13 protein-coding genes and 1 pseudogene are annotated in these 14,898 nt (G+C 70.4%); 5 read left to right on the top strand and 9 right to left on the bottom strand.

Translation table 11 applies throughout. The features are described from left to right. Positions 1-46 precede the first annotated feature (46 nt). Positions 47-1,789, bottom strand: a complete 1,743-nt coding sequence (gene lysS / locus ABZ624_RS34920) for a lysine--tRNA ligase (RefSeq protein ID WP_360098292.1) — start codon at positions 1,787-1,789, stop codon at positions 47-49. Between the two features lie 148 nt (positions 1,790-1,937). Between lysS and argS the strand changes: the two genes are divergently transcribed. After that, positions 1,938-3,704 (top strand): arginine--tRNA ligase, encoded by a 1,767-nt coding sequence (gene argS, locus ABZ624_RS34915; protein ID WP_360098290.1) that lies wholly within the window; start codon positions 1,938-1,940, stop codon positions 3,702-3,704. Between the two features lie 154 nt (positions 3,705-3,858). Here argS and ABZ624_RS34910 read toward each other — a convergent pair whose 3' ends face one another. Further along, positions 3,859-4,827, bottom strand: a complete 969-nt coding sequence (locus ABZ624_RS34910) for a YafY family protein (protein WP_360098288.1) — start codon at positions 4,825-4,827, stop codon at positions 3,859-3,861. A gap of 73 nt (positions 4,828-4,900) precedes the next feature. Between ABZ624_RS34910 and ABZ624_RS34905 the strand changes: the two genes are divergently transcribed. After that, positions 4,901-5,287, top strand: coding sequence for a VOC family protein (locus ABZ624_RS34905; RefSeq protein WP_360098286.1), 387 nt, complete (start codon positions 4,901-4,903; stop codon positions 5,285-5,287). 12 nt (positions 5,288-5,299) lie between these two features. Here the strand turns inward: ABZ624_RS34905 and ABZ624_RS34900 are convergent, their stop codons facing one another. Further along, positions 5,300-6,445, bottom strand: a complete 1,146-nt coding sequence (locus tag ABZ624_RS34900; protein ID WP_360098284.1) for a hypothetical protein — start codon at positions 6,443-6,445, stop codon at positions 5,300-5,302. A 171-nt stretch (positions 6,446-6,616) separates the two neighbouring features. Here ABZ624_RS34900 and ABZ624_RS34895 point away from each other — a divergent pair, with 171 nt between their 5' ends. Beyond that, positions 6,617-7,438: a DUF4253 domain-containing protein gene (locus tag ABZ624_RS34895; RefSeq protein WP_360098282.1), complete on the top strand. Its 822-nt coding sequence runs from the start codon at positions 6,617-6,619 to the stop codon at positions 7,436-7,438. 33 nt (positions 7,439-7,471) lie between these two features. Here the strand turns inward: ABZ624_RS34895 and ABZ624_RS34890 are convergent, their stop codons facing one another. Continuing rightward, a complete protein-coding gene (locus ABZ624_RS34890; RefSeq protein ID WP_360098280.1) occupies positions 7,472-8,758 on the bottom strand; it encodes a helix-turn-helix domain-containing protein in 1,287 nt (428 codons plus the stop codon). A gap of 183 nt (positions 8,759-8,941) precedes the next feature. Here ABZ624_RS34890 and ABZ624_RS34885 point away from each other — a divergent pair, with 183 nt between their 5' ends. Beyond that, complete coding sequence (locus ABZ624_RS34885; protein WP_360098278.1) at positions 8,942-9,616, top strand: DUF4232 domain-containing protein; 675 nt, start codon at positions 8,942-8,944, stop codon at positions 9,614-9,616. A gap of 20 nt (positions 9,617-9,636) precedes the next feature. On the opposite strand, the gene hemB is transcribed toward ABZ624_RS34885, so the two are convergent. Then, positions 9,637-10,629 (bottom strand): porphobilinogen synthase, encoded by a 993-nt coding sequence (gene hemB / locus ABZ624_RS34880; RefSeq protein ID WP_360098276.1) that lies wholly within the window; start codon positions 10,627-10,629, stop codon positions 9,637-9,639. Between the two features lie 240 nt (positions 10,630-10,869). Here hemB and ABZ624_RS34875 point away from each other — a divergent pair, with 240 nt between their 5' ends. Next, the gene (locus ABZ624_RS34875) at positions 10,870-11,862 is read left to right on the top strand and encodes a phospholipase D-like domain-containing protein (RefSeq protein ID WP_360098274.1); all 993 of its coding nucleotides are present in this window, start codon (positions 10,870-10,872) and stop codon (positions 11,860-11,862) included. A gap of 18 nt (positions 11,863-11,880) precedes the next feature. On the opposite strand, the gene ABZ624_RS34870 is transcribed toward ABZ624_RS34875, so the two are convergent. From ABZ624_RS34870 to ABZ624_RS34855, 4 genes and pseudogenes are all read right to left on the bottom strand, one after another. Next, positions 11,881-12,198, bottom strand: coding sequence for a hypothetical protein (locus ABZ624_RS34870; protein ID WP_360098272.1), 318 nt, complete (start codon positions 12,196-12,198; stop codon positions 11,881-11,883). Between the two features lie 16 nt (positions 12,199-12,214). Continuing rightward, on the bottom strand, positions 12,215-12,964 hold the full coding sequence (locus ABZ624_RS34865) for a hypothetical protein (RefSeq protein ID WP_360098270.1): 750 nt from the start codon (positions 12,962-12,964) through the stop codon (positions 12,215-12,217). Positions 12,965-12,977: 13 nt separating this feature from the next. Then, positions 12,978-13,862 (bottom strand): DNA-processing protein DprA, encoded by an 885-nt coding sequence (gene dprA, locus ABZ624_RS34860; protein ID WP_360098268.1) that lies wholly within the window; start codon positions 13,860-13,862, stop codon positions 12,978-12,980. A gap of 113 nt (positions 13,863-13,975) precedes the next feature. Further along, positions 13,976-14,802: pseudogene (locus ABZ624_RS34855) on the bottom strand (helix-turn-helix domain-containing protein); the annotation flags it as partial. Positions 14,803-14,898: the final 96 nt, after the last annotated feature.

The following is a 14,898-nucleotide window of genomic DNA, read 5'->3' as shown; positions in this document are numbered from 1 at the left end:
GGCCCCTTCTCCGTCACCGCTTGTGCTCAGTCACCGCTCGCTCGCCTCACTCGCCGAGCAGACGCCGCACCCGGTCCTGCCCCACCGCCAGCAGCAGCGTGGGCAGCCGCGGCCCGGTGTCCCGGCCGACCAGCAGGTGGTACAGCAGCGCGAAGAACGACCGCTGAGCCGTCTTGATCTCCGGCGGCAGCTCCTTGGGCGTGGCATCGGCCGGGAACCCGGCCTGCACCTTCGGCACGCCGTACACGAGGTGCGTCAGTCCGTCGAGCGACCAGTGCTCGGCGAGCCCGTCGAGCAGCAGCCGTACCGACTGGTGGGACGCCTCGTCGAGGGACTTCAGCAGCTCGGCGTCGGGCTCGTCGCGCACGATGGTCCGCTGGTCGGCGGGCACGTGCGTGTTGATCCACGCCTCGGCCTTGTCGTACCGCGGGCGCGCCTCGTCCAGGGAGGCCAACGGCTGCTCCGGGTCCAGCTCGGAGAGGATCCGCAGGGCCTGGTCCTCGTGGCCGGCGGTGATGTCGGCGACGGACGCGAGCGTGCGGTACGGCAGCGGACGCGGCGTCTTCGGCAGCTCACCGGCGGCCGTACCCACCGCGCGCGTGTACGCGGCGACGTCGGCCGGCAGCGCGGAGCCGTCGGCGACCTTCCCGGCGAGCTTGTCCCACTCGTCGTAGAGCCGCTGGATCTCCTGGTCGAAGGCGATCTTGAAGGACTGGTTGGGCCTGCGGCGGGCGTAGAGCCAGCGCAGGATCTGCGGCTCCATGATCTTCAGCGCGTCGGCAGGGGTCGGGACGCCACCGCGCGACGAGGACATCTTCGCCATGCCGGAGATGCCCACGAAGGCGTACATGGGCCCGATGGGCTGCTTGCCGTCGAAGATCCCGACGATCTGCCCGCCGACCTGGAAGCTCGACCCGGGCGAGGAGTGGTCCACACCGCTCGGCTCGAAGATCACGCCCTCGTACGCCCAGCGCATCGGCCAGTCGACCTTCCAGACCAGCTTGCCGCGGTTGAACTCGCTCAGCCGGACGGTCTCGGCGAAGCCGCACGCGGTGCACGTGTACGACAGCTCGGTGCTGTCGTCGTCATAGGAGGTGACGGTCGTCAGGTCCTTGTCGCAGCTGCCGCAGTACGGCTTGTACGGGAAGTACCCGGCGGAGCCGGACGAGCCGTCGTCCTCGCTCGCCGCGCCCGAACCCTCCTCGGCCTCCAGCTCGGCCTCGTCGACGGCCTTCTGCTGCGGCTTCTTCGCCGGGGCCTTCTTCGTGCGGTACTGGTCGAGGATCGCGTCGATGTCGCCGCGGTGCTTCATGGCGTGCAGGATCTGCTCGCGGTAGGCGCCGGAGGTGTACTGCGCGGTCTGGCTGATCCCGTCGAACTCGACACCCAGCTCGGCCAGCGAGGCGATCATCGCGGCCTTGAAGTGCTCGGCCCAGTTCGGGTGCGCCGACCCGCGCGGCGCCGGGACCGAGGTCAGCGGCTTGCCGATGTGCTCGGCCCAGGACGCGTCGATCCCCTCGACGCCGGCCGGGACCTTGCGGTACCGGTCGTAGTCGTCCCAGGAGATCAGGTGCCGGACCTGGTACCCGCGGCGGCGGACCTCGTCGGCGACCAGGTGCGGGGTCATGACCTCGCGGAGGTTGCCCAGGTGGATCGGGCCGGAGGGGGAGAGGCCGGACGCGACGACGACCGGTTTGCCCGGGGCCCGGCGCTCCGATTCCTCGATGACCTCATCCGCGAAACGGGAGACCCAGTCGGTGGTCTCGGTGCTCTGAGCCACGATCGGCACGTCCTTCTTTCTGAACGGGGTGGCACTCCGTCTGATCGGGGTGACACTCCATTCTCACAGACCGGCTCGCGCCCGCGAAAACGGCTTTACCCGCCGTGGGATACTGGCCGGGACTATCCATCCCACGAGGAGAACGGCACCCATTCCTATGGCCTCGGTCACGTCCCTCAGCGACTCCGTCCAGCAGCACCTCGCGTCCGCCCTGTCGGCCACCCTGCCGCAGGCCGCCGGCGCGGACCCGCTGCTGCGACGAAGCGACCGGGCCGACTTCCAGGCCAACGGGATTCTGGCGCTGGCCAAGAAGGCGAAGGCGAACCCGCGGGAGCTGGCGACGCAGGTCGTCTCCCAGCTGGTGACGGGTGACCAGCTGATCAAGGACGTCGAGGTGTCCGGCCCCGGCTTCCTGAACATCACGATCGCGGACAGGGCGATCACCGGGAAGCTGGCCGCGCGGTACGCGGACGAGACGGGCCGCCTCGGCGTGCCGTACGCCGAGCACCCCGGTACGACGGTGATCGACTACGCCCAGCCGAACGTGGCGAAGGAGATGCACGTCGGTCACCTGCGCTCGGCGGTGATCGGCGACTCCGTCGTCCAGCTCCTCGAGTTCACCGGCGAGAACGTGGTCCGCCGGCACCACATCGGCGACTGGGGCACCCAGTTCGGCATGCTCATCCAGTACCTGGACGAGCATCCGCACGAGCTGGACCACAAGGACACCCAGGTGACGGGCGAGGAGGCGATGTCGAATCTCGACCGCCTCTACAAGGCCGCGCGGAAGAAGTTCGACTCCGACGAGGAGTTCAAGACGCGCGCCCGCCGCCGGGTGGTCGACCTCCAGGCCGGCGACCCGCGCACGCTCGCCATGTGGCAGAAGTTCGTCGACGAGTCGAAGATCTACTTCTTCTCCGTCTTCGAGAAACTGGACATGGAGATCCAGGACCCCGACATCGTCGGCGAGTCGGGCTACAACGACATGCTGGCCGAGACCTGCCGCCTCCTGGAGGAGTCGGGAGTGGCGGTCCGCAGCGAGGGCGCCCTCTGCGTCTTCTTCGAGGACATCAAGGGCCCGGACGGCAACCCGGTCCCGCTGATCGTCCAGAAGTCCGACGGCGGCTACGGCTACGCGGCCACCGACCTCTCCGCGATCCGCGACCGCGTCTTCAACCTCAAGGCGAACACGCTCCTGTACGTGGTGGACGCCCGCCAGTCCCTGCACTTCCGCATGGTCTTCGAGACCGCGCGCAGGGCCGGCTGGCTGGGCGACGACGTGAAGGCGCACCAGCTGGCCTTCGGCACGGTCCTCGGCAAGGACGGCAAGCCGTTCAAGACGCGTGAGGGCGAGACGGTCCGCCTGGTCGACCTCCTCGACGAGGCGATCGACCGCGCCTCGGCCGTCGTACGCGAGAAGGCCCAGGACCTCTCCGAGGAGGAGATCGCCGAGCGGGGCGCCCAGGTGGGCATCGGCGCGGTGAAGTACGCGGACCTGTCGACGTCGGCGAACCGGGACTACAAGTTCGACCTGGACCAGATGGTCTCCCTGAACGGCGACACGTCCGTCTACCTGCAGTACGCGTACGCCCGTATCCGGTCCATCCTCCGCAAGGCCGGCGAGACCCGCCCGGCCGCGCACCCGGAGCTCGGACTGTCCGACGCCGAACGCGCCCTGGGCCTGCACGTGGACGCGTTCGCGCAGACGGTGGCGGAGGCGGCGGCGGAGTACGCCCCGCACAAGCTGGCCGCGTACCTCTACCAGCTGGCGTCCCTCTATACGTCCTTCTACGACAAGTGCCCGGTCCTGAAGGCCGAGACGCCGGCGCAGGTGGAGAACCGCCTGTTCCTCTGCGACATCACGGCCCGCACCCTGCACCAGGGCATGGCCCTGCTGGGCATCCGGACGCCGGAGAAGCTCTGATGTGCCTCCCTCAGAGTCTGCGTACGTCCGGACGGCCCCGGCGCAGAGAGCCAGGTCCTTCGCTGCCAGGCTGCACGAGGGCGGAGTCGCAGCCGTAGCAGCCCTGTATCAGTGAGGTACAGAACGCTCTTTTCGAGCATTTCGCGTCGGGTGTCTACCCTTGAGCCGCGTTTTCCTCGGCAAGCTCCAGGGCCCGGCGTGTCAGGGCCTGGCGTACGGCGTCCGGGGTGAGGACCCGCAGCGGCGTCCCCAGGCCGAGGAGGTAGCGGGCGAGGCCGTCCGCGTCGGGGCCGCCGATGTCGACCAGGGTGGCGTCGGGGCCGTCGGGGCGGTGGGTGCCGACCGTGGGCGGGATGAGGCGTAGGGCCTGGTCCAGGGGGAGGGGGAGGCGGACGGTCGCGGACAGGGGGTAGGGGCCGTTCGCGGTGTTGCGGGAGACCAGGACCGCCGGGTCGGGTGGGTCGGTGAGGTCCGCCGGGTGGCCGGTGGGCTGGAGGCGGTCGACCCGGTCGGCGCGGAAGGTGCGCCACTGGCCTCGCGTCACGTCCCGCGCGACGAAGTACCAGCGCCGGCCGGTGTGCACCAGGCGGTACGGGTCGACCTCCCGGACCGTGGTCCTCCCCTTCCCGTCCGTGTACGACAGCCGGGCCCGTCGGCCTTGGCGGCAGGCGACCGCCAGTTCCAGCAGCAGGCCGGGCCTGATCCGAGAGCCGTCGGCCCCGCCCGTCCCCGGCAGGCGTACGAATGCGTCGTCCAGGTCGCCGAGGCGGTCCGCGATGCGCCGGGGCAGTACCTGGCGCAGCTTCAACAGTGCGGAGAGGGCCGCTTGGTCGCCGCCGAGCGCGTCACTCAGGGCGGCCTCGCGCAGGCCGACCGCCACCGCCAGCGCTTCCTCGTCGTCGAGGATCAGCGGCGGCACCCGGGATCCGGCGCGCAGGCGGTAACCACCCCAGGGGCCGGCCTCCGAGTCCACGGAGTAGCCGAGGTCCCGGAGCCGTGCCACGTCCCGGCGGACCGTACGGTCCGTGACCTCCATGCGCTCGGCCAGCTCGGCGCAGGTCCAGGACGGGCGGGCGGACAGCAGGGAGAGCAGCCGTAGCAGGCGGGCGGATGAGCTGAGCACGGCCGGAAGTCTGGCATGCCTCCGGGTACGACCAGGACCGGAACTGTCCTGGTCATGTCCTAGCGTCCCTCCCATGACTTCGGAGACCACTTCCGCACCCGCGTTCCGCTATGCCGCCGTCACCTTCGACTGCGCCGATCCCGCCGAAATGGCCCGCTTCTACGGCGAGTCGCTCGGCATGTCGGTCCTCTTCGCCACGGACGACTTCGTCCTGCTCGGCAAGGAAGGCGCGACCGGCCTCGGCTTCAACCGTCTCGCCGACTACCGCCCGCCCACCTGGCCGGACCCCACGCAGGAGAAGCAGGCGCACATCGAGCTGGGCGTCGACGACCTCGACAGCGCCGAGAAGTGGCTGCTCGAACTGGGCGCCGCCAAGCCCGCGTTCCAGCCCGGTGGGGAGCGGTGGCGGGTGCTGCTGGATCCCGCCGGGCACCCGTTCTGCATCACGACCCTGGTGTGAGACCGGCTCCGGTCAGTTGCTGATGAGGGTTTCCCCGACACGCTCCCGGCCCGGGCGCCGGCCCCGTCCGCCCCGTGGCGCCCGTTGCGGCCAGAACAGCACGTACGCCGCCGAGCCGATCCCGAAGGCGAGGCGGATGAACCCCTGGGCGTCGTCCGACGGGATCAGCAGGGCGCTGCCGTAGAGGGAGATCAGCGCGATCCAGCTCACCCACGGCACGAGGCGGCGTTGGCCTATCGAGTCCCAGAGGAGGGTGCCGAGGAGGACCGAGGCGTTGTAGTACGTGTACACGCTGGGGTCGAGCAGGATACGTGCGTCGGCGGCCAGGAACACGACCGCCGGCCAGCGGTTCCGGCGTACCGCGAGTGCGCCCAGGACCATGCCCAGGGCCATCTGGGTGGGGCGGTCCCACCACGGTGTCACGGGGTCGTTCACGCCGAACCAGCGCAGGGAGGACGCCGGTTGGTTGGGGATGGTGAAGCGGGCCGCGTGCAGGGTGTCCAGGTGGGTCAGGTAGAAGGGGAGCCAGGCGACCGCCACCAGGGCGATGGCCCAGGCCGCCGAGCGCAGGCGGTGCGGGCGGGGCAGGGCCAGGAGCAGGGGCAGGAAACCGACCGCCCAGGGTTTGGAGTCGACCGCCAGCGCCAGGAACACGCCCACCGCCGTCGCGTTGCCGCGCACCAGTGCGCGGACCGCGAGGGTGGTGAAGAACAGGGCCAGGACGTCGTCGAGGTGGGCGAAGCGGACCGAGACCTCGACCCACATGGGGATGAAGGCGGCGCCGCCGATCAGGACGCGTTGCTGGAGGCGTTTGTGGTTGAGGCCGGTGCCCCGGTTGTGGTCGGCGGCGGCACGGCCGATCAGGACCAGCATGTACAGGCCGAGACCGGACATGAACGCGTCGGCCAGTTTCTCGCCGACGTCGGCCGGGAAGGGTGCGAACAGGCCGGCCACCGCGAAGCTGACCGGGCCGATCTGGAGTTCGGGGTGGTTGGCGTAGAGGGCGAGGCCGCCGCCCGACCTCTGGCCGAAGAGGAGTTGCTGTCCGTCGGTCAGGTAGTGCCAGGACACGGCCGCGTGGCGTTCGGCCACGACGAACCAGACGGCCGTCCACACGGCGAGCAGCACGATGTGCCATCGCACCGGGTAACGCCCCATCCGCACGTTCCGTCCTTCCCTCGCCAGGTCGCGCCCCGTCGACCCGTCAATCCGTCAGTCCGTCACCCGTCCCCATCACAGCACCACCTGGTAAGAGAGACTTCGAGGGACGCCGGTTCATCGGTAAGCCGGTCAACGGCGTTGTCAGTGGCGGGCTTTACAGTCACGGACATGGCGACTCTTCCCAATCCGCTGCCCAAGCTGGCCACCGACCCCAGCGGGCGTTCCCTCGGGCTTCAACTGCCGCCCGGCAGGCTCGTCGACATGTCATACGACGGCTCCTGGCACGAACCTCTGCTGTGGTACGCGGAGAAGCCGGCCGCGCCGGGCACCTGGAAGGCGCTGGGCGCGCCGGCTGCCCGCGCCGGTCTGCTGCCGGTGCTCGTGGATGCCGGAGGCTCCGGGGACGGCGTGGAGAGCTGGGTGCTGCTGCCCGGCGAGACGTCGTATCCGGGCGATCACGACGCCGAGGACGTCCTCGCGGAGTACTGGGAGGAGGAGACGGAGGACGGCGAGACAGCCGAGGAGATCGAGCCGTTCGGGAGCGAGTGGCCCGGTCTCGCGCCCGCCCCCGCCGCCCTCTCCGCCGACCCGGACACCCGCGCCGCGCAGATCGCCGACGCGCTGGGCGGGGACCGGGAGTCGGGCGTCGAGGAGGCGCACCTCGCCCTGGTTCCGGCCCGCCGGTCCGCCGACATCCCGGCGGCGATCGGCTGGACCGGCCCGGTGAACTACGAGGCCGACGTGGCCCGGATGTGCGCGGTGCTGCGCTCCTGGGAGGACCGGTTCGGCATACGGGTCGTGGCCCTCGGTCTGGACACCCTCGTCGTGTCCGTCGCGGCGCCGCCTGCCACGCAGGAGGAGGCCGAGGCGGTGGCCGCGGAGCACTTCGCGTTCTGCCCGGACAACGTCCTCCAGGGCGAGCAGGACACCCTCCGCGCGTATGCGAAGGACCTGGTCGGGCAGCCCGTCTGGACCTTCTGGTGGGACTGATCCCGGGCGTGGCCGGTCTCCGACCCCGAGTCCTCAATGCGTGCCCGACGCCGGTTCCCACTTCTCGCCGCCCAGCGGGAAGGCGTAGGCGGGCCGTCCGTTGTTTCCGCTGGTGCGGAACGGCCGGCCACCGTCGTCGACCCGCAGCGTGCCGTGCCGTGTCCCGCTGGACCAGGGCAGCTCCAGGTACCAGCTGACGTCGTACGCGGAGGCGTCGGCCGTGACGTGGAAGACCTCGGGGTCCGACCGGCTCACCTTGAACGGGAAGCCGCGCTGTCCGGACTCGGGTACGGCCTCCGGGCGCAGGGCGTCCAGGGCGACCGTGAAGGAACGCGTCGGCACGCCGCCGCCGCAGCCCACTCCCGGGTAGCCCATGGCGTAGTCGTTCCAGGCGAGCGGCGCCCGCCGGTCCGCCATGCGCACCGACAGCCCCTCCAGGACGACGGTGTCCGAGCCGGTGCCCTGCACGGTGAACGTGACGTACTGCTCCCCCGCCGAGACCGCCTTGTGCACGGCCACCCAGGCGGGCGCGTCCTGTTCCGGCGGGGGCGGTGAGACGTCGGCCGGGGCCCGGTCGACCAGGTAGTGCTGGGAGCAGGGGTCCGGCCAGGCGTAGGGGTGGGTGGTGACCGCGAGGGGCGGGGCGGCGGCCGTGCGGTCCTGCGGCGTAGGACCGGTGTGCGATGTGCTCGGCTTGTCCGGGGGCGGCGTGCCGGTGGCCGGGGGCGAGGCGGGGGACGGGGTGGCCGAGCGGGCGGAGTCCGTTCCTTGCGCGGCACCGGCCGTCGGCGCCCGGTGCCGTACGGAGGCGGTGCCCGCGGCGGGCGGGGCGCCCTTGCCGTCGTGCCCGGCGCCGCCGGAGGAGTGGTTGAGGCTGAGGGCGAGTGCCGCGGTGCCGAGCAGGGCGGTGACGGTGAGGGCGGCGAGCAGGACGGTCCGGGTACGCCGACGGGACCGGCCGTCCTGCTCCTGCTCCTGCTCCTGCTCCTGAACAGCGACCTCGCCCCCTACCGGCTCCTGCGGCACCGGCTCCTCCCGCACCGGCTCCTCCCGCACCGGTTGCCTCCGCCCCCGCCCCGCATCCGCCAGCACCCACCTCCGGTGCAGCTCCACGAGTTCCCCGGGGGTGGCCCTGCACAGGCGGGCCAGGCGCTCCACGGGTGCGTAGTCGGCCGGTACGGCGTCCCCGTTGCAGTAGCGGTGCAGCGTCGACGTACTCATGTGGAGCTGTTTGGCCAGCGTGCCGTAGCTGTGCCCGGAGCGGTTCTTCAACTCCCGCAGTAACTCCGCGAAGCCGGTCTCCGTGCTGCCGTCCGCCACCGTTCCTCCACCCCCGTGTCCCATCCCGGCGTTCCAGGGAGGGAATGTTTTCGCAGGTCATCCCCTATGCAGCCGTTCCAGCGTCCCGGATGTGCCGTAGCTGCCGGCCACCGGGACGAAACGCCGCACAGGCTGTGTGTCATCCAAACACGCCAACGGGCCCGGCCCGAAAGAGGACTTGCCATGCGTATGCGCCACATCCGTCTGTACGCCGCGACCGGTACCGTCCTGCCCGCTCTCGCCCTCACGGCGTGCGGAGCGGGCGGAACCGGCACGAAGGACGAGGGCGCTGCCCAGCCGAAGCCCACGACGGCCGCCACGGCGGCGGACAGAAGCGCCGCGCCCGGCACCGGCGCGACCGCCTCCCACAGCACCGCCCTGCCCGCCCGCACCTCCGCGGCCAAGCCGAGCAGGCACCCGGCCGACGCCCCGATCCACCCCTGCAACGGCTCGACCACCAGGGTGACCGCCACGCCGGTGTCCCGCCCGCTCAACCATCTGCTGCTCGCCGCGACGAACACCAGCGGCAAGCGCTGCGACCTGTTGTACTGGCCGACCCCGCGCTTCGACGGGGCGCAGTGGGCGCCGCAGGTGATCAAGGACAGCGAGCCGCAGGCCGTGGTGTCCCTGGAGCCGGGCGAGTCCGGATACGCGGGCGTGCGGCTGTCGGCGGCCGACGGCAGCGGCGAGCACGGCACCACCGCCCACAAGCTGGAGGTGCTCTTCCTGGGCCGCACGCCGGACACCGACGCCGGACGCTCCGCGCGCCCGTCGCTGCCCCCGAAGGGGGTGTACTACGACTCCACGCTGGCGATGACGTACTGGCAGCGGGACAAGTCGGCCGCGCTCGGGTGGTGATGCCCTGACACGACAGGGGCCTAGCGCAGCTTCTGCGCCACCTCGGTCGCCCAGTAGGTGAGGATGTTCCGCGCCCCGGCCCGCTTGATGCCGGTCAGGGTCTCGAGGATGGCCCGGTCCCGGTCCACCCAGCCCTTCTCGGCGGCGGCCTCGATCATCGCGTACTCGCCGGAGATCTGGTAGGCGGCGACGGGCACGTCCACCGCGTCCGCGACCCGGGCGAGGATGTCGAGGTACGGGCCGGCCGGCTTGACCATCACCATGTCCGCGCCCTCGTCGAGGTCCAGCTCCAGCTCCCGCAGGGACTCGCGCCAGTTGGCGGGGTCCTGCTGGTAGGTCTTGCGGTCGCCCTGGAGCGAGGAGGCGACGGCCTCGCGGAAGGGGCCGTAGAAGGCGGAGGAGTACTTGACGGTGTAGGCGAGGATCGCCACGTCCTCGCGGCCGATCTGGTCCAGTGCATCGCGGACGACGCCGATCTGGCCGTCCATCATCCCGCTGGGACCGACGACGTGCGCACCGGCGTCGGCCTGCACCTGGGCCATCTCGGCGTACCGCTCCAGGGTGGCGTCGTTGTCGACGCGGCCCTCGGCGTCCAGCACGCCGCAGTGTCCGTGGTCGGTGGTCTCGTCCAGGCACAGATCGGACATCACGAGCAGGTCGTCGCCGACCTCGGCGCGGACGTCACGAAGGGCGACCTGCAGGATCCCGTCCGGATCGGTCCCGGCCGTGCCCTGCGCGTCCTTCTTCCCGTCCTCCGGCACGCCGAACAGCATGATCCCGGAGATGCCGGCCGCCACGGCCTCCGCCGCCGCCTTCTTCAGGCTGTCGCGGGTGTGCTGGACGACACCGGGCATGGTGGCGATCGGCACGGGCTCGCTCACGCCCTCCCGGATGAACGCCGGAAGGATGAAGTCGGCCGGGTGCAGACGCGTCTCGGCGACCATGCGGCGCATGACGGGCGAGGTCCGCAGCCGCCGGGGACGCGTACCGGGAAAGGATCCGTACTTCGTCATGCCTTCTACGCTACGCCCGCCCGGCCCGCGCCTTTGCCAACACCGTGTCGGCCCGGTGAACCGCTCATAGGCGGCCCACAGACGTCGCATTCACGGGCATAGCGGCGCCGCCATACGAAGTTTTTGCGTCCCCCTGGCGATCCCTGGATCCGCCCGCCTCCCCAGCGTTCTACGCGCGTGGTGTCATGCCCGCGCCACCCCCGCTCCATCCTCTCCCCTGCCTCCTGACAGGAGTCACGCATGCTGCGGAAGGTCCTCACCCGCGCGGCCGTCGCCCTGGCCGCCGGTACCGCGATCGTCACCACCGCCGTCCCCGCGAACGCCGCGAGCTACTCGGCGTTCGCCTTCTCCCGCACCGGCAGCCAGCCCACCATCTACGACTTCATCGACTCGGCCACCAGCACGCTCGACATGACGATGTACGAGCTTGAGGACACCACGGCCGTCAACGACCTCATAGCCCTGAAGAACAAGGGCATAACCGTCCGCGTCATCCTCGACCGCCAGCACCAGAGCGCCAACAACTCGGCGTACACGTCACTGAAGAACGCGGGCGTCGGAGTCGTCTGGTCCCCGGCCGCCTTCGTCTACACCCACCAGAAGACGATCACGGTCGACGGCACCAAGTCCCTGGTCCTGACCGGCAATCTGACGGCGCAGTACTACACGACCAGCCGCGACTACGGCGTGTTCACCGACGACACGCGCGACGTCGCCTCCATCGAGAAGGTCTTCAACGCCGACTACACGGCGACCTCGATCAACCCCACCGACGGCGACCACCTGCTGTGGTCACCCACCGACTCCCGCAACCGCCTGGTGTCCTTCGTCAACTCCGCAACCAAGAGCCTCGACGTGGAGGAGCTGGAGTTCAGCGACAGCACGGTGGTCAACGCGATCGTGGCCCGCGCCAAGGCCGGCGTGAAGGTCCGCGTGGTCCTGGAGAATCCTTCCAGCTACTCCAGCGAGGTCTCCGCCGTCAAGGCGGCCGGCGGCACGGTCGTCGGCTACTCCGACCCGAACGGCTTCTACATCCACGCCAAGGCGATGGTCGCCGACTACGGCCTGACCACCCAGGAGGTCGAGGCGGGCTCCATGAACCTCAGCAGCAACTCCCTGAGCAACAACCGGGAGCTGGGCATCATCCTGACCGGCACGGGCGTGGCCCAGCCGGTAGCCCAGACGATCGAGACGACGTTCAACAGCGACTACGCGGGCGGTACGGCGGCCTGACCGGACAGCGGCCGGCGGTCATCCCGCACCGAACTCGCTGAGCACACGGTCGGCGAGCTGACCCCGGTCGCTGTCCCGCGGCATCCGGGAGCGGAATTCCTCCAACCGGCGGACCACGCCGACCGTAACGCGCTCCGCTCCCCTCTCCTCCACCCCTCTGCCGACCACGCGCAGCCCCCAGTACTGATTGAAGGAAAGCGGTTCAGCGGTCACCACGTCGACCAGCCAGCCCAGCAGTTCCGGCCCGGGCAGCGCGTACAGGCCGCACCAGGCGGGCGAAGATCTGGTCCATCCGGTGGGTCCGCGCCGGACCGCTGGGCAGCTCGGCGAGATCACAACGAAGACGTTTCGGTCAGGAGTGGCCCCAAGGACGCAGCGGGCAGGAGTCCCAGGAGAAGCGGCGTAATCGTGCCTCAGCGACGTGCTCGGCGGTGTTGCCGTAGTCGATGTTGAGGTGGCGACCGAGAACCACGACGGCCACGCTGCCGGCCCCGGCCGCTTTCAGCGCGGCGGCCGCGGACTGCGCATGGTTGCCCGTGGCCCAGGTGTCGTCGACGAGCAGGACGTTTTCGCCCCGAAGCGCCGCTGCCGCATAGCGTCTGGAAGAGGCCGCCCGGCCCAGGTCGGCCGCCTCCGATGTGGGAGCGAGCAGGTCGCGGTGTCGGCCCCGGGTGACCCCGACCATGTCGGCGACCATGGCACGCAGAGGGTGATCCGCACGCCCGCTGGTGCTGGGCACCGTGGCCACGATGTCGAAGGAGGGCACTGCGCAGTGAGTCCTGATGCACTCCTCGTGCATAGCCAGGAAACGCCATAGAACGGCCGCCAGCCCCATCCGGAAGTACTGCTGTTGGGGGCCCACGGTGTTCTTGTAGCGCCAGAGCTCATTGGCATACTGCTCGCCCTTGAGGGCCAGGCTGACAGGAACGACGGCGTCGGCCATTCCCACTCCGAGGAGCTTGGCGGCCTCGTTGCACCGCAGACAGGTTCGATACCCCACCTTGGCGGGACCTCTGCAGACCCGACACACGCCCGGGCCGGGCAGCAGCGGATGGACCAGGAAGTTGGCATAGCGGGCGGACAGCCCGACGACGGTTGCCACGCCGGCCCGCCGGTCAGGTCCAGGTCAGCTCGCCCGTGGTGGGGACGAGGGAGTCGAGGTGGCGGAAGACGTCCTCCGGACCGTCGATGACAGTCGTGTTGGGCCTGGTGGCGTATTCCCTCGCCCATTCGTGAGTCATCAGAGAGCGCATGAGGAACACCCGGCGGCCGTGCTCCAACGCGAGTCGGGCCTGCATCCGAGCGCCGCTGCGGTAGGCGGCCTCGATCACGACGGTGGCCAGGCTGTAACCGCTCATCACCGCGTTGCGCGAGGGGAAAGACGTCTTTGAGGGAGGAGCGTCGGGCCAGAACTGGGAGATCAGCAGCCCCTTCTCAGCGATCTCCTGCTGGAGCCGTGCATTCTGGGCCGGATAGACATGGCGCAGACCGGTGCCGATCACGGCGACGGTTCGGCCACCGGCGGCCAGGGCACTGCCGTGCGCAACGGTGTCGATGCCTGCCGCCAGCCCGCTGACGACGGTGACACCGCGCTCGGCAAGACCATCCGCGATGGTACGAGCGTGGGCGACACCCTCCGGAGTGGGTGTGCGGGTGCCCACGACAGCGACCCGAAGATCGTCGTCGGCTGTCGTCCCCCGGAGAAAGAGGAAGGGTGGACGCTGGTGAACCAGCCTGAGGTAGAGCGGATAGTCATCATCGAGGATGGTGACCAGCCGCATACCCTCGCGCTGCCAGGCGGCGATCTCCGACGCGACACTGTCCAGGTCGAGCGAGGGTCCGGTGTCGAAGAGCTTCCCCTGGCCCGAAAGGTCGAGTGCGCTTTCAAGGACGTCGCGGGCGCTTCCCAACGCTTCGACCTGGTCGGTGACCTCGGACCATGAACGGTCACCGCGCCGCAGCAGTGCGACGAGCGCGGCTCGCTCCAGGTCCTGGTCCATGCCGCAAGTATAGGAACGCTTCCCACTGACGCAGGCGGCTTGCGCGGACGGCATGAATTGGCGCAGCAGGCTCATGCGGCGCACGCGCTCTCGTCCGGGACCGTCCGGTCTGCGCGGCAGTCACGGCAGCGGCCGGGATGTGGCGCGCGGAAAGCTCGCTCGCAGCCGTCGCAGGTCTGGAAGGGATCGCGCCGGTGGGCGGCCCCGGGTCCCGTCGCCACGATCGGTGAGGGTGCGGGACGGGCGGGGAGCGATACAGGCAGCAGCTCATCGAGGCGGTAGGCGATCAGCGTCGCCAGGTTCCTCAGGTCGGTGGGAAGGCCATCGGTCAGGGCATGGTGGATGACGGCTCCCTCACCCGCACGCGCCCGAACCTGCTCCCGCACCGGTGCCCGGGGTGCCTCCGACGCCGCCGAAGCCGACCGCGACCCCGGAAGATCACGGCCTTCGCGACCGTCGGTATGACAGGGCCGTCACGCTCCTCGCAGGCCTCCGCCGGGCCGACAACCGTCTCTTCCTTTCCCGTCGTGACGTGGACCGGCTCGCGCCCGCCGTCACCGCCTGGTTCGAAAGCGGGACGACGGCAGTGATGGACGTACGTACGAGTGGCCAGTCGCCCCGACTCGGTGTGCTCGCGGACCCGCTCCAGGTAGCCGTGCGCCTCCGGCTCGCGCAGGGCGGACGCGATCCGCTCCCGGCCCTCGGGGAAGCGTTCGGCGAGGCTGCGGATGTCGACCGGCGTGCCCTCGGGCACCGACAGGATGTGGGTCCCGAGTCCAATGGCCGTCAGCGACAGCTCGCGGTGCTGGGCGAGGTGGTTGCCGACGACCACGTACTGGCCGGACTGGTACGTGCGTACGTGGGTGACACCGGGGTGGGTGGTGGCTTGCCGAACACCGTGAACCGGGCGCAGGGCAGCGTTAGGCTTCTTCTCAGCCATGGGGAAGGTCTCTTCTTCCTCGTTGGTCAGGCCCTCGCACTGGGATTGCAGTCCCGGCGGGGGCCGATGCATGTATGGGGGGTTATGACTTGCGAG

It is taken from the genome of Streptomyces sp. NPDC007205, from assembly GCF_040634095.1.
GTDB lineage: Bacteria > Actinomycetota > Actinomycetes > Streptomycetales > Streptomycetaceae > Streptomyces.
The sequence above is the reverse complement of the archived record's forward strand: the minus strand, read 5'-3'. Positions and strand labels throughout refer to the sequence as shown.

What these genes read in the sequence shown, in the direction of transcription:
- ABZ624_RS34885 (WP_360098278.1), top strand. Translation starts at nt 8,942, where the DNA reads ATGCGTATGCGCCACATCCGTCTGTACGCCGCGACCGGTACCGTCCTG.
- ABZ624_RS34895 (WP_360098282.1), top strand. Translation starts at nt 6,617, where the DNA reads ATGGCGACTCTTCCCAATCCGCTGCCCAAGCTGGCCACCGACCCCAGC.
- ABZ624_RS34875 (WP_360098274.1), top strand. Translation starts at nt 10,870, where the DNA reads ATGCTGCGGAAGGTCCTCACCCGCGCGGCCGTCGCCCTGGCCGCCGGT.
- ABZ624_RS34900 (WP_360098284.1), bottom strand. Translation starts at nt 6,445, where the DNA reads ATGGGGCGTTACCCGGTGCGATGGCACATCGTGCTGCTCGCCGTGTGG.
- dprA (WP_360098268.1), bottom strand. Translation starts at nt 13,862, where the DNA reads ATGGACCAGGACCTGGAGCGAGCCGCGCTCGTCGCACTGCTGCGGCGC.
- ABZ624_RS34905 (WP_360098286.1), top strand. Translation starts at nt 4,901, where the DNA reads ATGACTTCGGAGACCACTTCCGCACCCGCGTTCCGCTATGCCGCCGTC.
- argS (WP_360098290.1), top strand. Translation starts at nt 1,938, where the DNA reads ATGGCCTCGGTCACGTCCCTCAGCGACTCCGTCCAGCAGCACCTCGCG.
- hemB (WP_360098276.1), bottom strand. Translation starts at nt 10,629, where the DNA reads ATGACGAAGTACGGATCCTTTCCCGGTACGCGTCCCCGGCGGCTGCGG.